Genomic DNA, 19,471 nt, shown 5'->3' with positions numbered 1-19,471 from the left:
GACGCACGACGGGCCGGGGACGTCGTCCCCGGCCCGTCGTGTCCGTCACTGCTCAGTCCTCGGCCTCCGGGCCGGCCACCTCGACGCCGTCGCTGCCCCGCACCACGTGGATGCACTCGCCCGGGCACTCCTTCGCCGAGTCGATCACCTCGAGGCGCAGGTGCTCCGGCACGTCCACCCGGGCGCCGGGGGCCTGCCGCAGCTCGCCGTCCGGGCCCTTGACGTACGCCAGGCCGTCGACGTCGAACTCGAAGACCTCCGGCGCGTACTGCACGCAGAGCCCGTCGCCGGTGCAGAGGTCCTGATCCACCCAGACCTGCAACTGGTCGGTCGCGACGTCGGTCACGAAGCACCCCCCATGTTCTCCCGTCCCACACTCCGACGGTACCCGAACGCCCGTACCCGCCCCGCGACCAGCCCTTGGCGATCAAGCTTCGGTGACGAGCGCGTTGCGGAGGACCGAATCGGGCTCATAGCGGCTAGTGTTAGGTCAGAACGTTCAAGCCCCCCGGGGAGGTGGGACGTGGCACGCAGCGACGACGCGGACTCGCGCGCCGCACGGTGGGAAAAGGAAGCCCACGATCTCTCCACGCAGGTCGCGTTCCTGCAAGAGGAACTCGCTCTGGTGCGGCGCAAGTTGACCGAAAGCCCCCGACACGTCCGGCAGCTCGAAGAGCGGCTGGCGGCCACCCAGGCGCAGTTGGCGCGGCTGACCGAGAACAACGAACGGCTCGTGGGCACCCTCAAGGAGGCCCGCGCGCAGATCGTGACGCTCAAGGAGGAGATCGACCGGCTCGCCCAGCCGCCCAGTGGCTACGGCGTCTTCCTGGCCAGGCACGACGACGGCACGGTGGACGTGTTCACCGGCGGGCGCAAGCTCCGGGTGGCCGTCTCGCCCTCGCTGGAGGTCGACGAGCTGCGCCGGGGCCAGGAGGTCCTGCTCAACGACGCTCTCAACATCGTCGACGCGTTCGGCTACGAGCGGGTCGGCGAGGTGGTGATGCTCAAGGAGATCCTGGCGGGTCCCGACGGCGCGCCGGGTGACCGGGCGCTGGTGGTCTCCCACTCGGACGAGGAGCGCATCGTCCACCTCGCCGAGACCCTGATCGGCAGCGCGATCCGGGCCGGCGACTCGCTCATGATCGAACCCCGCTCGGCGTACGCGTACGAGCGGATTCCCAAGAGCGAGGTCGAGGAACTGGTCCTGGAGGAGGTGCCCGACGTCAACTACGAGGACATCGGTGGCCTCCAGGCGCAGATCGAGCAGATCCGCGACGCGGTGGAGCTGCCCTTCCTGCACGCCGACCTGTTCCGCGAGCACCAGCTCCGGCCGCCGAAGGGCATCCTGCTCTACGGCCCGCCCGGCTGCGGCAAGACGCTGATCGCCAAGGCGGTGGCCAACTCGCTGGCCAAGAAGATCGCCGAGCGGGAGGGCAAGGAGCGGCACACCAGCTTCTTCCTCAACATCAAGGGTCCCGAGCTGCTCAACAAGTACGTCGGCGAGACCGAGCGGCACATCCGGCTGATCTTCCAGCGGGCACGGGAGAAGGCCGGCGAGGGCACGCCGGTGATCGTGTTCTTCGACGAGATGGACTCCGTCTTCCGCACCCGCGGTTCCGGCGTCTCCTCCGACGTCGAGAACACCATCGTCCCGCAGCTGCTCAGCGAGATCGACGGCGTGGAGGGCCTGGAGAACGTCATCGTCATCGGCGCCTCCAACCGGGAAGACATGATCGACCCGGCGATCCTGCGCCCCGGCCGACTCGACGTGAAGATCAAGATCGAGCGTCCGGACGCCGAGGCGGCCAAGGACATCTTCTCCAAGTACATCCTCGCCGGCCTGCCGCTGCACGCCGACGACCTGGCCGAACACGGCAGCGACCCGCAGGCCACGGTGGCTGCCATGATCGACGCGGTGGTCCTGCGGATGTACTCCGAGACCGAGGAGAACCGCTTCCTCGAGGTCACCTACGCCAACGGCGACAAGGAAGTCCTCTACTTCAAGGACTTCAACTCCGGCGCGATGATCCAGAACATCGTCGACCGGGGCAAGAAGATGGCCATCAAGGAGTTCCTCACCTCCGGGCGCAAGGGGCTGCGGTTGCAGCACCTGCTCGACGCGTGCGTCGACGAGTTCCGGGAGAACGAGGACCTGCCCAACACGACCAACCCGGACGACTGGGCGCGCATCTCCGGCAAGAAGGGCGAGCGGATCGTCTACATCCGCACGCTCGTCTCCGGCGGCAAGGGCGCCGAGGCCGGCCGGTCCATCGAAACGGCCAGCAACACCGGTCAATACCTCTGAGAATCGCCCACCGGGGCGGCGCCGCGCCGGCGCCGCCCCGGTCGGTCCTCGGCGGGGCCACGAAACCGGGCCGCGCCCGCTAGGGTCTGCCCGTGCGTAGATCACTCGCCCCGGCCCTGCTCGGCTGCCTGACCGCCCTGCTCACCGCCTGCGGCACCACCACCGACACCGCCTCCGCGCCGACCACCTCGGCGTCCGCCTCCGCGCCCACCACCGCCGACGCGCCCGCCGCGATCCGCCAGGGCTTCCAGCGGAGCCTGGAGAAGACCCTCAAGATGGACGTCACCATCAAGGCGGGCAACCAGACCGTCACCATGCGGTCGGCCGTCGAACCCGCCACGGGCGCGATGACGCTCGACATGCGCACGCCCGAGCCGGTCAGCATGGTCGTCACCACCGACGCCGTCTACGTCAAGCAGGACGCGTCCGACGGCAAGCCCTGGATGAAGCTCGACCGCAGCCGGCTGCGCCCCGACGGGCAGCTGGCGCAGGGCCTCGACGTCCGGGCACAGGCCGGCATCCTCGGCGGAGTCGTCTCCGCCGAACCGGCCGGCGACGGCCGCTACACCGGCGTCGCCGACCCGGAGAAGGCCATCGCGGCGGCCTCCAGCGACGCCGAGAAGGCCACCCTGCGCAACGCGTTCAAGGTGCTCAAGACGAAGACGGTGCCGTTCGAGGCCACCCTGGACGCCGAGGGTCGACTCACCCTGCTCACCTACACGTTCGACACCGCGGCCGGGAACATCGACAACGAGATGAAGATGCACAGCTTCGGCGAGCCGCTCAGCATCACCGCGCCGCCCGCGGCACAGACCGAGGCCGCCGCCGCGGAGGCGTACCGCTTCTTCTGACCGTCGAGTTCAGCACGGCGACGGCCGGACGGACCGCACCGCTCCGGCCGCCGCCGAGGACGGCGAACGGCGCCCGCCGGGGCCCGGCGCGCCACCTACCGTCGAAGTGCCGACTACGCTCGACGTGACGGGGACCGGGACGGCGAGCGGAGCGGGCAGGTCGATGAGCGTCAGACGGATCATGGGCACCGAGGTCGAGTACGGCATCTCCGTGCCCGGCCAGGCCGGAGCCAACCCGATGGTCACCTCCTCGCAGGTGGTCAACGCGTACGGGGCCCGACCGGAACTCAACCGGGGCGGGCGGGCCCGCTGGGACTACGAGGAGGAGTCGCCGCTGCGCGACGCCCGCGGCTTCACCTACTCCGGGGCGGCCTACGACCCGGCCGAGGCGCTCGCCGACGAGGACCTCGGACTGGCCAACGTCATACTCACCAACGGAGCGCGGCTCTACGTCGACCACGCCCACCCGGAATACTCCACCCCCGAGGTGACCACCCCCCTCGACGTGGTGCGGTGGGACAAGGCGGGGGAGCGGGTGATGGCCGAGGCGGCCCGCCGGGCGGCCACCATCCCGGGCACCCACCCCATCCACCTGTACAAGAACAACACCGACAACAAGGGCGCCAGCTACGGCGCGCACGAGAACTACCTGATGCGTCGGCAGACGCCGTTCGCCGACATCGTGGCGTACCTGACGCCGTTCTTCGTCACCCGGCAGATCGTCTGCGGCGCGGGCCGCGTCGGCATCGGCCAGGACGGCGGCCAGAGCGGCTTCCAGATCTCCCAGCGCGCCGACTTCTTCGAGGTCGAGGTCGGGCTGGAGACCACCCTCAAGCGGCCGATCATCAACACCCGCGACGAGCCGCACGCCGACGCCGACAAATACCGCCGGCTGCACGTCATCATCGGCGACGCCAACCTCTCCGAGATCTCCACGTTCCTGAAGGTCGGCACCACGTCGCTGATCCTCGCCATGATCGAGGAGAAGGCGCTCGGCGCGGACCTGGGCATCGCCGACCCGGTCGGGGAGCTGCGCGCGGTCAGCCACGACCCGTCGCTGAAGCACCTGATGCGGCTGCGGGACGGGCGCCGGCTCACCGCGCTGGACGTGCAGTGGGCCTACCTGGAGCGGGTCCGTTCCTTCGTGGACGACCGGTACGGCCAGGACGTCGACGCGCAGACGGCCGACGTGCTCGACCGCTGGGAGAGCGTGCTGGACCGGCTCGGCCGCGACGCGTTCGAGTGCGCCGACGAGCTGGACTGGGTGGCCAAGCTGCGCGTGCTGGAGGGCTACCGGGAGCGGGAGAAGCTCGCCTGGGGCTCGCACAAGCTGCAACTGGTCGACCTGCAGTATTCCGACGTGCGCCCGGAGAAGGGGCTCTACCACCGCCTGGTCCAGCGCGGCTCGATGAAGACGCTGCTGACCGACGAGCAGACCCGCACCGCGATGACCGAGCCGCCGGAGGACACGCGGGCCTACTTCCGGGGCCGCTGCCTGGCCCAGTACGCCTCCGAGGTGGTGGCCGCGAGCTGGGACTCGGTCATCTTCGACGTGGGCCGCGAGTCGCTGGTCCGGGTGCCGATGATGGAGCCCGAACGGGGCACCCGCGCGCACGTCGGGCAGCTCTTCGACCGCTGCGAGAGCGCCAAGGACCTGCTGGAGATGCTCACCGGCGGGTGACCCGGATGCCGGAAAGCCCGTCGTGCGCCGGATCCCGGCGCGCGACGGGCTTTTCGTCGTCCGGGCGAGGTAAGTTGATCGCAGGCGATCGTGGAGGAGGCACCACCATGGCGACGCAAGAGGGTGGTCAGACCCAGTCCGGCAAGTCCCACGAGGAGGTCGAGGAGGTCACCGCGCAGGCCAACCCCGAGGTGGCCGAGCGGCACGCCGAGATCACCGAGGACGTGGACGACCTGCTCGACGAGATCGACTCCGTCCTGGAGGAGAACGCAGAAGAGTTCGTGAGGGGATATGTGCAGAAAGGGGGTCAATGAGGCTTATGTCCGATTTGCCCGAGGCTTCGGACAAGCTCTGCCCCCAGTGCGGCCGCTCGCTGCCGGCGTCGGCGTTTCACCGTAACCGGCGGCGCCCGGACGGGCTGGCGTTCTACTGCAAGACGTGTGCCGCCGCTCGCTCTGAGGCGAGCCGAAGAAAGCGGGGGATCGCGCCGCAGCGGAAAGCGGCTGGGCCGGTCGCGGACGGCCTCAAGTGGTGCCCCGACTGCGAGCAGATCAAGCCCGTCGACGATTTTCCCCGAACGACCAACGCCAGCGGCCGGCACACCTACTGCAAGCCGTGCCACATCGCCCGCGGTAACGAGAGCAAGCAGCGGCTCTACGGCGGCAACCGCGAGTACCACCTGCGCCGTCGTTACGGGGTCGGGGAGAAGGAGTTCCAGGAGCTCCTGGCGGAGCAGGGCGGCGTGTGCGCGATCTGCCGCCGCCCCGATCCGGAACATCTGGACCACGATCATCGCACCGGATGGGTGCGCGGGATACTCTGCTTCAACTGCAACGGCGGTCTCGGCCAGTTCAAGGACGACCTCGACAACCTGGCCGGGGCGATCACATACCTGAGAGGAACCACGTGGCAGCGGGTTTTGATCCATCCGGGCGTCTTCCAGATGTGTTCACCAACGCGGGGACGTCCTCCTTCACAACGTTCCTGAGCAAGGTCGCCCCGGAGATGCTGCCCGGTCGTCGGCCGTTGCCGCCCGGCATGGCCGCCGACATGGCGCCGCACGCGACCACCATCGTGGCCATCGCGGCCGCCGGTGGTGTGGTCATGGCCGGCGACCGGCGCGCCACGATGGGCAACCTGATCGCCCAGCGCGACATCGAGAAGGTGCACCCGGCCGACGCGTACTCGCTGGTCGGCATCGCCGGCACCGCCGGCATCGGCATCGAGCTGATGCGACTGTTCCAGGTGGAGCTGGAGCACTACGAGAAGATCGAGGGCGCGATGCTCTCGCTCGACGGCAAGGCCAACCGGTTGGCCTCGATGATCCGCGGCAACCTGGGCGCGGCGATGCAGGGCCTGGCCGTGGTGCCGCTCTTCGCCGGCTTCGACCTGGCCGCGAGCGACCCGGCGCGGGCCGGCCGGATCTTCAGCTTCGACGTGACCGGCGGCCCCTACGAGGAGACCGGCTACGACGCGATCGGCTCCGGCTCGCTGTTCGCCAAGTCCGCGCTGAAGAAGCGCTTCCGGGCGGGCCTGTCGATCGACGACGCGACCCGGTTGGCCGTCGAGGCGCTCTACGACGCGGCGGACGACGACACCGCCACCGGCGGTCCCGACCTGACCCGGCGGATCTACCCGGTCGTGATGACCGCGACGGCCGACGGCACCCACCGGCTCACCGACGCCGAGACGGCGACGATCGCCGAGGGCGTGGTGTCCGGCCGGATGGAGAACCCCGGCGGCTGACGCCGCTCCCACGTCCATCGAGTCAGCAGTCCCGCAAGAAGGAGAACCGCCGCCGTGGCCATGCAGTTCTACGCCTCGCCCGAGCAGATCATGCGCGACCGTTCCGAGCTGGCCCGCAAGGGCATCGCCCGGGGCCGCAGCGCGGTGGTCCTGAGCTACGCCGGTGGGGTGCTCTTCGTCGCCGAGAACCTGTCCAGCACGCTGCACAAGGTCAGTGAGATCTACGACCGGATCGGCTTCGCCGCCGTGGGCCGGTACAACGAGTTCGAGAACCTGCGGCGCGCGGGTGTGCGGATGGCCGACCTCAACGGACTGAGCTACGACCGGCGGGACGTGACCGGCCTGGCGTTGGCCAACGCGTACGCGCAGACGCTGGGTGCGATCTTCACCGAGCAGTCGAAGCCGTTCGAGGTGGAGATCTGCGTGGCCGAGGTGGGCGCCACGCCGGACGACGACTCCCTCTACCGGGTGACCTACGACGGTTCGGTGAACGACGAGCCGGGCCGGATGGCGATGGGTGGCCAGTCCGAGGCGATCGCCGGGGTGCTGAAGAACGAGCACCGGCCGGAGATGTCGCTGTCCGAGGCGGTGCGCGCCGCGATGAAGGCGCTCAGCAGCGTCGGTGGTGAGGGCGGGGCGGCCCGGACGATCGCCGCGAACCAGCTGGAGGTGGCGGTCCTGGACCGGGGCCGGGTCGGGCGGACGTTCCGCCGGGTCACCGGGGCGGCGCTGACCGGGTTGCTGGAGGGTGACGCGGCTGCGGACACCGCGCCGGCGCCGGGCCGGGCGAAGACCCCGACGGTGCCGACGGAGGAGGCGAAGAAGCCGACCACGTCGGCGGGTTCGGCCGATCTGGAGGGCAACGCGGAGGACCGGCCCGCCGAGTGACGTCTGCTTGCGGACCCCGCCACCTCGCCGAGGTGGCGGGGTCTTGCGCGTACGGATGCCGCCACCTCACCGATCTGCGTGGGGGAGATCGCAAGCGGTGAGCGTCGGCGCTGCCCATCGGGGGCTCCGGGCGGCTAATGTCTCATCATGGAGCGGCGAATCTTCGGCCTCGAAACCGAGTACGGCGTCACCTGCACCTATCGCGGGCAACGCCGGCTTTCCCCCGACGAGGTCGCGCGGTACCTGTTCCGGCGGGTGGTGTCGTGGGGCCGGTCGAGCAACGTGTTCCTGCGCAACGGCGCCCGCCTCTATCTGGACGTGGGCTCGCACCCGGAATATGCGACGCCCGAGTGCGACTCGGTGACCGACCTGGTGGCCCACGACCGGGCCGGTGAGCGGATCCTGGAGGGCCTGCTCGTCGACGCGGAGAAGCGGCTGCACGACGAGGGCATCGCGGGCGAGATCTACCTGTTCAAGAACAACACCGACTCGGCCGGCAACTCGTACGGCTGCCACGAGAACTACCTGGTGTCCCGGCACGGCGAGTTCGGCCGGCTGGCCGACGTGCTGATCCCGTTCCTGGTCACCCGGCAGTTGATCTGCGGCGCGGGCAAGGTGTTGCAGACGCCGCGTGGCGCGGTCTACTGCCTGTCCCAGCGGGCCGAGCACATCTGGGAGGGTGTCTCCTCGGCGACCACCCGGAGCCGGCCGATCATCAACACCCGGGACGAGCCGCACGCGGACGCGGAGCGCTACCGCCGGCTGCACGTGATCGTCGGTGACTCGAACATGAACGAGGTCACCACGTTGCTGAAGGTCGGCACGGCCGACATCGTGCTGCGGATGATCGAGGCCGGCGTGGTGATGCGGGACCTGACGTTGGAGAACCCGATCCGGGCCATCCGCGAGGTGTCGCACGACATCACCGGCCGGCGCAAGGTGCGCCTGTCCTCCGGCAAGGAGGTGTCGGCGCTGGAGATCCAGCAGGAATACCTGGCCAAGGCGACCGAGTTCGTGGAACGCCGGGGCGGCGACCAGACCGCCAAGCGGGTGGTGGACCTGTGGGCGCGGGTGTTGCGGGCGGTGGAGACCGGCGACCTGGACCCGGTGGCCCGGGAGATCGACTGGATCACCAAGCTCAAGCTGATCGAGCGTTACCAGCGCAAGCACGACCTGCCGCTGTCGCACCCGCGGGTGGCGCAGATGGACCTGGCCTACCACGACCTGCGGCGCGGGCGGGGCCTCTACGGGTTGCTGGAGCGTCGGGGCGAGGTGGACCGGGTGGCCACCGACCCGGAGATCTTCGAGGCGAAGGAGACGCCGCCGCAGACCACCCGGGCGCGGCTGCGCGGCGAGTTCATCCGGCATGCGCAGGAGAAGCGGCGTGACTTCACGGTGGACTGGGTGCACCTGAAGCTGAACGACCAGGCGCAACGCACGGTGCTGTGCAAGGACCCGTTCCGGGCGTACGACGAGCGGGTGGAGCGGCTGATCGCGAGCATGTGAGGCCGGCGGCGGCCGGTGCCTGTGGGCGCCGGCCGCCGTCGCACCGGTACGCTGGCGTCGCCATGGACACTTCCGAACCGCAACCTCACGGCCGCGAGCCCGGCCGGACCTCCGGCCGCGAGCGGGACGGCGGCACCGAGAAGCTCAACTGGATCGACCGGCGGCGGGAGAAGATCCGCGCCGAGATCGAACGCAACCGGCGCGGGGAGTACACCGTGCCGACGTGGGTGCTGGCGGTGGCGCTGGCGCTGATCGTGGGCGTCTGGCTGGGCCTGATCTTCTTCCTGGGCTGAGGACGTTCCCGCTCAGCCCAGCAGTCCGGCGGCGTACCGGCCGGCGGCGGCCGCGGCCAGGAAGTAGGCGTGGTCGGCGTCGAGCCCGCGGCCCATCGTCGACAGTCCGACCGGGCTGGCCCGCAGCGCGGCGTCGAGGCCGTCGACGGGCACGGTGACGATCCGGTGCCGGTCGGTCAGGGGCGCGAGCGCCGCGGTCACGTCGGCGGCCAGGTCGGGGTCGAGGCCGTCGGGCACGACCAGTTCCGCGGGGGCGAGCGCCACCCGGCCGTACGCGGTGAGGCTGTGGTGCGAGACGCCCCGGTGTCGGGGGCGGGGGTCGGCCGCGGAGATCCGCAGCGAGCCGACCGCGCGGCCGCCCAGCGTGGCGACGGCGTTGACGGCCTCGCCGACGGCCACGCCGGAGAAGCCCCAGCGGGTGCCGGTGCCGAGGTTGCCCGGCCCCTGCGCGACGATCGCCACGTCGGCGTCGAGCACGTGCCGGGCGGCGAGCAGGCCGCTGTGCAGCGTGCTGGCCTCCAGGTCACCGCCGAACGCCTGCCCCACGCTGACCGTGCCGACGAGACGGTCGGCGAGGCCGGCCAGCGTGCGGGAGAACCAGGCCGGCAGCGCGCCGCCGTCGGTGAGCAGGTAGGCGACCCGGGCGCGGGGGGCGTCGGCGTGCACGCCGGCGAGGATCGCCGGCAGCGCGGAGTGCAGGTCGGCGGTGACCACCGGCATCCCGTCGACGGACTCGGCGGCGGCCAGCCGGTCGTGGTGCGGGCTGGCTTCCTCGTCGACGCCGAGCAGGATCGGTTGCAGCGGCGTGTAGCGGGCCTTGACCAGGTGCCCGGCGTCGCGGCTGTCGCCGGCCTGCGGCGGGTCGGCGGGAAGCCGGTCGGGCAGCGCGACGACCAGGGCGTAGCCACCGGTGCCGAGGCCCATCAGCAGCGCGCCGGCGTTGAGCAGCACCCGGTCGCCGGGCTGCGGGTCGCCGACCAGGGCCGGGTAGGCCAGCGCGCGCATCCGGGCGCCGTCGGGCAGGTCGACGTCGAGTTCGACGGCGCCGGCCCACCGCCGCCGTACCGTCGTGACCGTGCCGGACCGCCATCGCACCATGCCGGCACGCTATCGGCCGGCGTCGGGGCGGCCCGAGGCCGGGTCAGCCGTCCCGGCCGGGCGGGGGCTCCTCCTGCGTGGTCCGGGCGCGCCCGCCGGGCCCGCGGGAGCGGGTGGGGTCGAGGAAGACGTACGCGATCTCCGGGAACCGGTCGGTGAGCCGGCGTTCGGCCTCGTCGGAGGCGGCCTCGATGTCGGCGCCGGTGGCGTCGTCGCGAAAGTCGACCTTGGCGGCGACGAGGATGTCCTCCGGGCCGAGGAACATGGTCATCAGGGTGTCGACGCGGTCCACCGTCGGCACCTCCGCCAGCTCCCGTTCGATCTGCCGGTGCACCCGTTCGGAGACGGCGCGGCCGACCAGCAGCGAGATGTTGCTGCGGGCCAGGATGCCGGCGACCACCAGCAGCAGCGCGCCGATGAGGATGGAGGCGATCCCGTCGTAGAGCTCGTCGCCGGTGAGGTGGGACAGGGTGAGCCCGGCGGCGGCGATGAGCAGGCCGATCAGGGCGGCGGTGTCCTCCAGGAAGACCGCCTTGACCGTGGTGTCGGCGGTCAGCCGCAGGTAGCGGCGGGGGGTGGCGCGCCAGCGGCGGGACTCCCGGCGTACCTGCCGTACCGCCCGGGCCAGCGACACCGACTCGATGGCGAACGACACCGCCAGCACCACGTACGAGATCAGGTAGTCGCCGGTGTGCTCGTGCACGAGGATCGTGGTGACGCCGTGGGTGATGGCGAAGCCGGCGCCGGCGACGAAGGTGAACAGCGCGGCGAGGAACGCCCAGACGTAGCTCTCCTTGCCGTACCCGAAGGGGTGCCGGGTGTCGGCGGGCCGCGCGCCCCGCCGCAGCGCCAGGTAGAGCAGCACCTCGGTGGTGGTGTCGGCCACCGAGTGGGCGGCCTCGGAGAGCATCGCGGCGGAACCGGAGATCAGGCCCGCGACCAGCTTGGCGACCGCGATGGCGAGGTTCGCCGCGCCGGCCACCACGACGGTTCCGACGCTCTCGGACTTGACTTCCGCATCCGCCATGCGATCACCCTAGGGCCGGCCCCGTCCGGCCGCCGGGCGGAGACGAACGGGTCGATGCCCGCGCCGCGCCCGCGCGGGTGCCCGCGTCGGACGCGCGGGCTGCTAGCGTTTGCACGTGTCCCGGACCCGTACCGAACGCCTGGTCAACCTGGTGATCTGCCTGCTGTCCACGCGGCGTTTCCTGACCGCCGCCCAGATCGCCGCGACCGTGCCCGGCTACGAGCACGACCCGGAGGACGCCAAGGACCACGAGGCGTTCCAGCGCAAGTTCGAGCGGGACAAGGCCGAGCTGCGGGAGCTGGGGGTGCCGCTGGAGACGGGCACGGCCAGCGTCTTCGACGCCGAGCCGGGCTACCGGATCGCCCACCGGGAATACGCGTTGCCCGACATCCCGCTCGAACCGGACGAGGCCGCCGCGGTGGGGATCGCCGCCCGGCTGTGGCAGCACGCCGGCCTGGCCGCCGCCGCGTCGTCCGGCCTGGCGAAGTTGCGGGCCGCCGGCATCGACGTGGACCCGCAGGCCACGCTGGGCCTGGAGCCGATGGTGACGGTCGACCCGGCGTTCGCGCCGCTGACCGCCGCCGCCCGGGACCGGCGCGAGGTCAGCTTCGACTACCGGGTGCCGGACCGGGACGCCCCGACCCGCCGCCGGGTGCAGCCGTGGGGCGTGGTCTGCTGGCGCGGCCGGTGGTATGTGGTCGGCCACGACCTCGACCGCGCGGCGACCCGCTGCTTCCGACTGTCCCGGGTGGTCGGCACGGTCCGCGCGACCGGTGACGCCGGCGCCTACGAGCCGCCCGCCGGGGTGGACCTGATCAGTCACGTGGCCCGCTGGTCCGGGCCGGTGGAACGCACCGGCCGGGCGACAGTGCTGGCCGCGCCGGGCCGTGCCGCCGGGCTGCGCCGCTGGGCGGTGGAGAGCGAGGCCGGCCCGGACGGTGACCGGCTGGTCCTGCCGTACGCCGACGCCGACTTCCTGGCCGGCCAGATCGTCGGCTACGGCCCGGACGTGCGGGTCCTCGAACCGCCGGAGGTGCGCGAGGCGGTCATCCAGCGGTTGAAGGAGGTCGCCGCCCGGCACGACGAGCTGGCGGTGGCCGGGGGAGGTGCCCGGTGACCCGCCCCGCGGCCCGCGCCGGCCGCGCGTCGGCCGACCGGCTGGCCCGGCTGCTCAACCTGGTGCCCTACCTGCTGGCCCGCCCCGGCATCGAGATCGCCGAGGCGGCGCACGACCTCGGCGTGACCGAGCGGCAGCTCCGCGAGGACCTGGAGCTGCTCTGGGTGTGTGGGCTGCCCGGTTACGGCCCCGGTGACCTGATCGACATGGCGTTCGACGGCGACCGGGTGACGATCACCTACGACGCCGGCATCGACCGCCCGCTGCGCCTGACCCCGGACGAGGCGTTGGCCCTGGTGGTGGCGTTGCGGATGCTCGCCGAGACGCCGGGGGTGGCCAACCGGGAGGCGGTGGAGCGGGCCCTGGCCAAGATCGAGAGCGCCGCCGGTGACCTGGCCGGCGCGCCGGTCGAGGTCCGCCTGCCCGGCGACACCGCCCGGGTACGCGAGCTGCGCGCCGCCGTCGAGCGGGGCCGGGCGTTGCGGATCACCTACTACACGCCGGCCCGGGACGAGACCACCGAGCGCACGATCGACCCGCTGCGGATGCTGATGGTCGGCGGCCGGGCGTACGTGGAGGCGTGGTGCCGCCGGGCCGAGGCGGTCCGGTTGTTCCGGGCCGACCGGATCGACGCGGTCACCGAGCTGCCGGAGCAGGCCGTGGTGCCGCCGCAGGCCCGCCCGCACGACCTCAGCGACGGCGTGTTCCGGCCCTCGGCCGACCTGCCGCTGATCACGCTGCGCATCGGCCGGGGCGAGCGGTGGATCACCGAATACTATCCGTGCGAGCGGGTCGAGGCCGACGGCGAGCAGTGGCTGGTGTCGCTGCGCGTCACCGACCTGGGCTGGGCCCGCCGGTTCGTCCTCGGCCTGGGTCCGGAGGTGACCGTGGTGGCCCCGGCCGAGCTGGCCGAGCAGGTTCGCGCCCAAGCCGTCGCCGCGCTCGACGCGTACGCCAGCCCGGCCGGCAGCGCCACCCCGGCCGGCAGCGCCGACCCGGCGGCCACCGGCGTCACCCGCTAGGCTGACCGCCGTGGTGATGTGGATCGTGCTCGGGGTCGTGGTGTTCGCGCTGGTCGTGCTGGCCCTGGCGGTCCGTCCGGTGGTGGCGCGGCTGCCCCGGTTGCGCCGTTCGGCGCTGGCGTTGCAGAGCCGGCAGGCCGAGGCGGAGTCGCTGCGGTCCGCCGCCGAGGAGTTGCAGGCGCGCGCCGAGTCGTTGCAGGAGCGGGCGGCCGTGGCGCAGGACCGGATCGCGTTGATCAAGGCCAGACGCGGCGAGTGATCGACGCCGGTCGGTCCGGTGAGCGATAGCTGCGCGATCCGGGGCGGTTGCGTGCACGAATGCGCCCCCGTGGGTGGTTGACGGGACAACTCGGGTTGGTCGAGACTTCACCGGCCGGCCCGCACCAGCAGGCCCGCCGGGGGTGGCAAGCCGCTGCGACGCACGTACGATGGGCGGCGACCCCACCCTCACCGACACAGAGCGACTGGAGCTTCCCATGGGTGCCCTCAAGCCGTGGCACATCGCCGTACTCGTGGTCGTGCTGATCCTGCTGTTCGGCGCGAAGCGGCTCCCCGACGCGGCCCGCTCGCTGGGCCGTTCGCTGCGGATCATCAAGGCCGAGACGAAGAGCCTGCACGACGACGACCGCGACCTGGCCGAGAAGGCCGACGCGCAGAACGGCTACCAGCCGCTCCCGCCGCAGCAGCCGATCCAGGGCCAGCAGCAGTACGCGCCCCAGCCGGGCTACGCGCCGCAGCCGCAGCCGGGCTACGCCCCGCAGCCGCAGCAGCCGGTCGCCCCGCCGGTCGACCCGGTGCAGCGCGTCCGCGAGAACTGATCCGGAAGGGCCCCCACCACCGTGGCCTTCGCGTTGAGGAAGCGCGGCCCGAGCACGTTCGAACGCGCCGCCGACGGCTCCATGACCCTCATGGAGCACATCCGGGAGTTGCGTAACCGGCTGTTCCGGGCGTCGCTCGCGATCCTGGTCGGCTTCGGCTTCGGCATCTGGTTCTCCGGGCCGGTGCTGCACGTGCTCCAGAAGCCCTACTGCGACCTGCCCAAGGCGCGGTTGATCAACGGCGACTGCAACTTCGTTCAGCTCGGTCCCGCCGACCTTTTCCTGCTGCAGATGAAGGTGGGCCTCTGGGTCGGCCTGATCGTCGCTGCTCCGATCTGGCTCTACCAGCTCTGGGCATTCATCGCGCCGGGCCTTCACCGGCACGAGCGGCGGTATGCGTACTTCTTCACCGCCCTGGCGGCCCCGCTGTTCGGCGCCGGGGCGGTGCTCGCATACTTCGTGACGTCCAAGGGCCTGGAGTTTCTGCTCAACGTCTCCGGCGGCGGAGACGTGACCACGACGCTCGACATCACCCGCTACATCTCGTTCGTCACGAACCTGATCCTGCTGTTCGGCGTGGCGTTCGAGTTCCCGCTGATCGTGCTGATGCTCAACTTCGTCGGCCTGGCCAGCGCCAAGCGGCTGCTGAGCTGGTGGCGGGTGGCGGTCTTCGTGTTCTTCGCGTTCTCCGCGGTGGTCACGCCGACGCCCGACCCGTTCGGCATGACCGCGTTGGCCGTCTGCCTCTCCGCGCTCTACTTCGCCGCGGTCGGGGTGGCGTTCCTCAACGACCGGCGACGCGGGCGCGGGCGGGAGGTCTACGCGGGCATCGCCGACGACGAGGTCTCACCGTTGGACCTGTCGAGTGAGCCGGTACCGACCGGTGCCCGGATCGAGGCGTCCGCCCCGATCGCGGCGCCCGCGCCGGTCGCCGCGCCGGCGCCGATCGAACGCCGCTACGACGACATGACCTGACCGGTCCCCGTCGCCCCGCACCACGAACGCCGTCCCCGGCAACGGGGACGGCGTTCGCGCGTCTCGGGCCTGCCCGCCCGCCACGTGACCGCCGATCGTGGAGTTGTGGCGCCTCGAACGCCCGTGATGGGCGCTTTCGTTCATCACCACAAGTCCAAGATCGACGCGTGCGGCGAGCGACGAGTGCGGCGAGCGGAGGGCCCGGTCAGTTCCCCGAGTGCGCGTTGCCGAGTGCTGGGCAAAAGTGGGCGAGACTCATCGGAGCGATATACCGCTGGGTCATGAAGATGACTCAGCGGTATATCGACTGAAGGTGGTCTGTCGTCCTGGACGGCCGTGCCGCGCGCTGACCGATGGTCACCCAGAGGCGCCGTCGGGCCGCCCCTCTCGTGCTGCGGGTGCGTGGCAAGGGCCACGGGCGACACCAAGGGCCGGCGGTGCGGGCCTGGGTCCGGTGGGATCAGGCGATGCGGCGGGCCGCGTCGGGTCGGGCGGCGGGGACGGCGTCGGGGTGCAGGATCGCGGCGATCGTCTCCGCGCCGTCGACGAGCCGCGGGCCGGCCCGCACGATCAGCCCGTCCGCGTCCAACGCCCACACCTCCGCGTCCGGGAAGTGCCCGGCGACCGAGGCCGCCTGGTCGGCCGCCCCGTCGAGGTGGAAACCGCACGGCGCGACGAGCACCACCTCGGGGCGGGCCGCCCGCAGGTCGGCCCACGTGGTCGGCGCGGACCGGGCCCCGGGGTGGGTGGCCACCGGCTCGCCGCCGGCGACGTCGACCAGGTCCGGGATCCAGTGGCCGGCGCCGAACGGTGGGTCCACCCACTCGACGACGGCGACCCGCCGACGGGGTCGGCCGGCCACCGCCGCGCGGATCGCCGCCAGCCGGGCGCGCAGCCCGTCCACCAGGGCCTCCGCGCGGTCGGGCACCCGGGCGGCCGTACCCACCGCGCGGATCGAGTCCAGCACGTCGTCCAGGGTGTACGGGTCGAGCGACAGCACGTCGGCCTCACAGCCGAGATGCTCGACGGCGTCGGCGACCGTGCCGGACGGAAGCGCGCAGACGCGGCACAGGTCCTGGGTGAGGATCAGCTCCGGGTCCAGTTCGGCCAGCGCGCCGGCGTGCAGCGTGTAGAGGTCGGCGCCGGCCGCGAGCTGCTCCTTGACGTACGCGTCGATCGCACCGGGGCTCATGCCCCGGGTGTCCCGGCCGACCACGACCACGGTGACGCCGGCGCGGTACGCCGGGGGCACCTCGCACTCGAACGTGACCCCGACCAGGTCGTCGCCGAGGCCCAGGGCGTACACGATCTCGGTGGCGGAGGGGAGCAGGGAGACCAGCCGCATGCCGCCCATCATGCCCGCTCGGCGTGGAGGCGGACATTCGGCTGCCCTCGGGCCTTGCCGGGACGCCGCGCCCGCTTAGACTCTGCTGACTCCGCCGAGTCCCCCGGGGCGGTGTCCCGGGGTGGCGTCGGCGCCCCACCCCCGGTCAGCACGCTGACCTCCGCTCCGGAGAGCCCGATGAAGAGCCGTACCGCCGCCGTCCTTGTCACCCTCTGCGCCGCCACCGCGCTCACCGCCTGCGGTGACGACGAGCCCGCGCCGAAGGGCGAGCAGGTCCCGGTGACCGCCACCGACACCAGCTGCGAGGTCACCACCACGCTGTTCACGCCGGGCACGGTCACCTTCACCGTGACCAACCGGGGGCAGCAGGCCACCGGGGTCTACCTCTACGGCCGGGAGGGTGCGGGCTTCACCAAGGTGGTCGCCGAGGTGGCCGACGTGCCGGCGGGTCGCACGGGTGACCTGCGGGCCCAGCTGGAGACCGGCTCGTACGAGGTGGCCTGCAAGCCGGGCCGGCAGGGCGACGGGGTGCGGACCCGGATCACCGTCTCCGACGACGGCACGGTGGCCAGCGCCGCGGCCGAGACCGCGTACGATCGGGCGCTCACCATCGAGCTGTCCGGTGACACGCTCAGCGGCGTCGACGACGGGCTGATCGCCGAGCCGGGCGAGAAGCTCGCGCTGAAGGTGGCCAACAAGACGGCCGGCGCGCGGACGCTCTACCTGCTCAACCCGGACGGCAAGCGAGTCGCCGAGCTGAAGGCGGAGCCGAACGGCACCGCCGAGACGGTGGTGACGCTGGGCGCGGCCGGGAACTGGACGCTCAAGGTCAAGGGCGACGGGGTCGCCTCGCTGAGCAAGCGGCTGCTGGTCCGCTGATCGGGTGAGCGCCACCACCGGTTCCGGGCGGTGGGGCGGGGGCGGGCGACGCGCGGTCTAGTGTTCGCGCGAAGCCACCCGCCCGCACCGCCCGGAGGAACCACCGATGCGCGCCACCGTCATCCACGGCCCGAACGACGTCCGCGTCGAGGAGGTGCCGGACGCCGCCGTCCGGGAACCCGGCGACGCCGTGGTGCGTACCGTGCTCGCGTGCATCTGCGGCAGTGACCTGTGGGCGTACCGGGGGGTGGTGCGGCGGACGCCGGGGCAGCGGATCGGGCACGAGTTCCTCGGCGTGGTCGAGGAGGTCGGCGCGGACGTCACCTCGGTGCGGGTCGGTGACCTGGTGGTCGCGCCGTTCGTCTGGTCCGACGGCACGTGCGAGTTCTGCCGGGAGGGGCTGCACACGTCCTGCCCGCGGGGCGGGTTCTGGGGGACGCCGGGCTCCGACGGCGGGCAGGGCGAGGCGGTTCGCGTCCCGTACGCCGACGGCACCCTGGTGCGGCTGCCCGCCGAGGCGGCCGGCGACGACCGATTGCTGACCGCGCTGCTGGCCCTGTCGGACGTGATGGCCACCGGTCACCACGCCGCGCTGGCGGCCCGGGTGCGTCCGGGCGCGACGGTGGCCGTGGTCGGTGACGGCGCGGTCGGCCTGTGCGGGGTGCTGGCCGCGCGGCGGCTCGGCGCGGAGCGGATCGTCGCGTTGGGCCGGCACCCGGCCCGCACCGACATCGCCCGGCGGTTCGGCGCCACCGACGTGGTGGCGCAGCGCGGTGAGGCGGCGGTCGAGGCGGTCCGCGAGCTGACCGGCGGTCACGGCGCGCACGCGGTGCTGGAGGCGGTGGGCACGGAGGAGTCGATGCGTACCGCGATCTCGATCGCCCGTGACGGCGGCGCGGTCGGCTACGTCGGGGTGCCGCACGGCGGCAGCGCCGGGGTGGACGTCCGACAGATGTTCAACCGCAACGTGACGCTCGCCGGCGGGGTGGCGCCGGCCCGGGCGTACCTGCCGGAACTGCTGGCCGACGTGCTGGCCGGCGTGATCGACCCGGCGCCGGTGTTCGACCGCTCGGTGCCGCTTTCCGGCGTGCCGGAGGGCTACCGGGCGATGGACGAGCGGACCGCGCTGAAGGTCCGCGTCACGTTCTGAGGTTCGGGTGCATCCACCGGGGACGGTCGGGGCGAAGCAAGGGTCGTGACGACAGTCACGGACCCGGTCGCCTCGACGAAAGGCTCCCCGATGAACATCGCTCGTCTCGCCGCCCGCCTGGCCGTCGGCGCCACGGCCGCGGCGGTGGCCACCACCGCCGTCGCCGCTCCCGCCCAGGCCGGCGCGAAGCAGCCGGGCACGCGGTCGCTGGCCGCCGTGCTCACCGCCGACAAGAGCGGCTTCGACCGCAACTCGCGGGACTTCGACGTGCTCACCAAGGCGGTCCTGACGGTGCTGCAGGCCAAGCCGGACTCGCCGGTGAAGGTGCTCACCGACGGCACGGTCGCGCTGACCGCGTTCGTGCCGAACGACTACGCCTTCCGCGAGCTGGTCCGCGACATCACCGCCGCGAAGAAGCTGCCGGGTGAGAAGGCGGCCTTCGACGCGGTCGCCGGCCTGGGCGTGGACACCGTGGAGGACGTGCTGCTCTACCACGTGGTGCCGGGCGCGACGATCGACCGGAAGGCGGCGCTGAAGGCCGACGGCGCGGAGCTGGCGACCGCGCTCGGCGCCTCCGTCGAGGTCGACGTGAAGCACTGCTGGTACGGCCGGCAGGTCCGCCTGGTCGACGCCGACACCAGCGACCGCGACGCGCGGGTGGTGCGCTACGACATCAACAAGGGCAACAAGCAGATCGCGCACGCGGTCGACCGGGTGCTGCGCCCGATCGACCTGCCCTGACGCACCGGCCCCCGACGGCGCCCGGCACC

21 protein-coding genes are annotated in these 19,471 nt (G+C 72.3%); 17 read left to right on the top strand and 4 right to left on the bottom strand.

What is annotated here, in order from left to right; translation table 11 throughout:
* Positions 1-52: 52 nt before the first annotated feature.
* On the bottom strand, positions 53-346 hold the full coding sequence (locus CO540_RS05725; RefSeq protein ID WP_013286103.1) for a ferredoxin: 294 nt from the start codon (positions 344-346) through the stop codon (positions 53-55).
* A gap of 177 nt (positions 347-523) precedes the next feature.
* Here CO540_RS05725 and arc point away from each other — a divergent pair, with 177 nt between their 5' ends.
* The 9 genes from arc to CO540_RS05680 all read left to right on the top strand — a co-directional run bounded on the left by arc (position 524) and on the right by CO540_RS05680 (position 9,270).
* On the top strand, positions 524-2,305 hold the full coding sequence (gene arc, locus CO540_RS05720) for a proteasome ATPase (protein WP_091575179.1): 1,782 nt from the start codon (positions 524-526) through the stop codon (positions 2,303-2,305).
* A gap of 92 nt (positions 2,306-2,397) precedes the next feature.
* Positions 2,398-3,156: a hypothetical protein gene (locus CO540_RS30100; RefSeq protein WP_157779056.1), complete on the top strand. Its 759-nt coding sequence runs from the start codon at positions 2,398-2,400 to the stop codon at positions 3,154-3,156.
* A gap of 163 nt (positions 3,157-3,319) precedes the next feature.
* On the top strand, positions 3,320-4,837 hold the full coding sequence (gene dop / locus CO540_RS05710; protein ID WP_091575175.1) for a depupylase/deamidase Dop: 1,518 nt from the start codon (positions 3,320-3,322) through the stop codon (positions 4,835-4,837).
* A gap of 107 nt (positions 4,838-4,944) precedes the next feature.
* Entirely contained in the window at positions 4,945-5,151 is a 207-nt protein-coding gene (locus CO540_RS05705) for a ubiquitin-like protein Pup (protein ID WP_073836803.1), read from the top strand.
* A 5-nt stretch (positions 5,152-5,156) separates the two neighbouring features.
* On the top strand, positions 5,157-5,825 hold the full coding sequence (locus CO540_RS05700; protein WP_099164606.1) for an endonuclease VII domain-containing protein: 669 nt from the start codon (positions 5,157-5,159) through the stop codon (positions 5,823-5,825).
* Positions 5,744-6,583 (top strand): proteasome subunit beta, encoded by an 840-nt coding sequence (prcB, locus tag CO540_RS05695; protein ID WP_172967792.1) that lies wholly within the window; start codon positions 5,744-5,746, stop codon positions 6,581-6,583. The genes CO540_RS05700 and prcB overlap by 82 nt, the downstream gene beginning before the upstream one ends.
* 54 nt (positions 6,584-6,637) lie before the next feature.
* A complete protein-coding gene (gene prcA, locus CO540_RS05690; RefSeq protein WP_091575169.1) occupies positions 6,638-7,471 on the top strand; it encodes a proteasome subunit alpha in 834 nt (277 codons plus the stop codon).
* Between the two features lie 147 nt (positions 7,472-7,618).
* Complete coding sequence (gene pafA, locus CO540_RS05685; protein WP_091575167.1) at positions 7,619-8,977, top strand: Pup--protein ligase; 1,359 nt, start codon at positions 7,619-7,621, stop codon at positions 8,975-8,977.
* A 62-nt stretch (positions 8,978-9,039) separates the two neighbouring features.
* Positions 9,040-9,270, top strand: coding sequence for a hypothetical protein (locus tag CO540_RS05680; protein ID WP_099161215.1), 231 nt, complete (start codon positions 9,040-9,042; stop codon positions 9,268-9,270).
* 12 nt (positions 9,271-9,282) lie between these two features.
* Here the strand turns inward: CO540_RS05680 and CO540_RS05675 are convergent, their stop codons facing one another.
* Together CO540_RS05675 and CO540_RS05670 are read right to left on the bottom strand one after the other, a co-directional pair.
* On the bottom strand, positions 9,283-10,368 hold the full coding sequence (locus CO540_RS05675) for a DUF3866 family protein (RefSeq protein ID WP_099161214.1): 1,086 nt from the start codon (positions 10,366-10,368) through the stop codon (positions 9,283-9,285).
* A gap of 43 nt (positions 10,369-10,411) precedes the next feature.
* Positions 10,412-11,395 (bottom strand): cation diffusion facilitator family transporter, encoded by a 984-nt coding sequence (locus CO540_RS05670; RefSeq protein WP_099161213.1) that lies wholly within the window; start codon positions 11,393-11,395, stop codon positions 10,412-10,414.
* Positions 11,396-11,510: 115 nt separating this feature from the next.
* Here CO540_RS05670 and CO540_RS05665 point away from each other — a divergent pair, with 115 nt between their 5' ends.
* The 5 genes from CO540_RS05665 (at position 11,511) to tatC (ending at position 15,327) form a co-directional block, all read left to right on the top strand.
* Positions 11,511-12,512: a YafY family protein gene (locus tag CO540_RS05665; RefSeq protein WP_099161212.1), complete on the top strand. Its 1,002-nt coding sequence runs from the start codon at positions 11,511-11,513 to the stop codon at positions 12,510-12,512.
* On the top strand, positions 12,509-13,534 hold the full coding sequence (locus tag CO540_RS05660) for a YafY family protein (protein ID WP_099161211.1): 1,026 nt from the start codon (positions 12,509-12,511) through the stop codon (positions 13,532-13,534). The genes CO540_RS05665 and CO540_RS05660 overlap by 4 nt, the downstream gene beginning before the upstream one ends.
* A gap of 16 nt (positions 13,535-13,550) precedes the next feature.
* On the top strand, positions 13,551-13,793 hold the full coding sequence (locus CO540_RS05655; RefSeq protein ID WP_371682291.1) for a hypothetical protein: 243 nt from the start codon (positions 13,551-13,553) through the stop codon (positions 13,791-13,793).
* Between the two features lie 217 nt (positions 13,794-14,010).
* Positions 14,011-14,352, top strand: coding sequence for a Sec-independent protein translocase subunit TatA (gene tatA, locus CO540_RS05650; RefSeq protein ID WP_091575150.1), 342 nt, complete (start codon positions 14,011-14,013; stop codon positions 14,350-14,352).
* Between the two features lie 21 nt (positions 14,353-14,373).
* Positions 14,374-15,327 carry a twin-arginine translocase subunit TatC gene (gene tatC / locus CO540_RS05645; protein ID WP_099161209.1) on the top strand — a complete coding sequence of 318 codons (954 nt, stop codon included), beginning with the start codon at positions 14,374-14,376 and terminating at the stop codon, positions 15,325-15,327.
* Positions 15,328-15,787: 460 nt separating this feature from the next.
* On the opposite strand, the gene CO540_RS05640 is transcribed toward tatC, so the two are convergent.
* Positions 15,788-16,672 carry an ABC transporter substrate-binding protein gene (locus CO540_RS05640; RefSeq protein WP_253866486.1) on the bottom strand — a complete coding sequence of 295 codons (885 nt, stop codon included), beginning with the start codon at positions 16,670-16,672 and terminating at the stop codon, positions 15,788-15,790.
* 177 nt (positions 16,673-16,849) lie between these two features.
* Between CO540_RS05640 and CO540_RS05635 the strand changes: the two genes are divergently transcribed.
* The 3 genes from CO540_RS05635 (at position 16,850) to CO540_RS05625 (ending at position 19,442) form a co-directional block, all read left to right on the top strand.
* Positions 16,850-17,551, top strand: coding sequence for a hypothetical protein (locus tag CO540_RS05635; protein ID WP_099161207.1), 702 nt, complete (start codon positions 16,850-16,852; stop codon positions 17,549-17,551).
* Positions 17,552-17,657: 106 nt separating this feature from the next.
* Positions 17,658-18,701, top strand: coding sequence for a zinc-dependent alcohol dehydrogenase family protein (locus tag CO540_RS05630; protein ID WP_098745029.1), 1,044 nt, complete (start codon positions 17,658-17,660; stop codon positions 18,699-18,701).
* Positions 18,702-18,791: 90 nt separating this feature from the next.
* The gene (locus CO540_RS05625; RefSeq protein WP_099161206.1) at positions 18,792-19,442 is read left to right on the top strand and encodes a fasciclin domain-containing protein; all 651 of its coding nucleotides are present in this window, start codon (positions 18,792-18,794) and stop codon (positions 19,440-19,442) included.
* Positions 19,443-19,471 lie beyond the last annotated feature (29 nt).

It is taken from the genome of Micromonospora sp. WMMA2032 (genome assembly GCF_002688545.1).
GTDB lineage: Bacteria > Actinomycetota > Actinomycetes > Mycobacteriales > Micromonosporaceae > Micromonospora > Micromonospora sediminicola.
Note: the sequence above shows the minus strand (reverse complement) of the source record. Positions and strands in the feature narration are given on the sequence as shown.

Coding starts and splice junctions, on each gene's coding strand:
- dop (WP_091575175.1), top strand. CDS start 3,320: ATGAGCGTCAGACGGATCATGGGCACCGAGGTCGAGTACGGCATCTCC.
- CO540_RS05705 (WP_073836803.1), top strand. CDS start 4,945: ATGGCGACGCAAGAGGGTGGTCAGACCCAGTCCGGCAAGTCCCACGAG.
- CO540_RS05700 (WP_099164606.1), top strand. CDS start 5,157: ATGTCCGATTTGCCCGAGGCTTCGGACAAGCTCTGCCCCCAGTGCGGC.
- pafA (WP_091575167.1), top strand. CDS start 7,619: ATGGAGCGGCGAATCTTCGGCCTCGAAACCGAGTACGGCGTCACCTGC.
- CO540_RS05680 (WP_099161215.1), top strand. CDS start 9,040: ATGGACACTTCCGAACCGCAACCTCACGGCCGCGAGCCCGGCCGGACC.
- CO540_RS05675 (WP_099161214.1), bottom strand. CDS start 10,368: ATGGTGCGATGGCGGTCCGGCACGGTCACGACGGTACGGCGGCGGTGG.
- CO540_RS05670 (WP_099161213.1), bottom strand. CDS start 11,395: ATGGCGGATGCGGAAGTCAAGTCCGAGAGCGTCGGAACCGTCGTGGTG.
- CO540_RS05655 (WP_371682291.1), top strand. CDS start 13,551: ATGTGGATCGTGCTCGGGGTCGTGGTGTTCGCGCTGGTCGTGCTGGCC.
- tatA (WP_091575150.1), top strand. CDS start 14,011: ATGGGTGCCCTCAAGCCGTGGCACATCGCCGTACTCGTGGTCGTGCTG.
- CO540_RS05640 (WP_253866486.1), bottom strand. CDS start 16,672: ATGCGGCTGGTCTCCCTGCTCCCCTCCGCCACCGAGATCGTGTACGCC.
- CO540_RS05635 (WP_099161207.1), top strand. CDS start 16,850: ATGAAGAGCCGTACCGCCGCCGTCCTTGTCACCCTCTGCGCCGCCACC.
- CO540_RS05630 (WP_098745029.1), top strand. CDS start 17,658: ATGCGCGCCACCGTCATCCACGGCCCGAACGACGTCCGCGTCGAGGAG.
- CO540_RS05625 (WP_099161206.1), top strand. CDS start 18,792: ATGAACATCGCTCGTCTCGCCGCCCGCCTGGCCGTCGGCGCCACGGCC.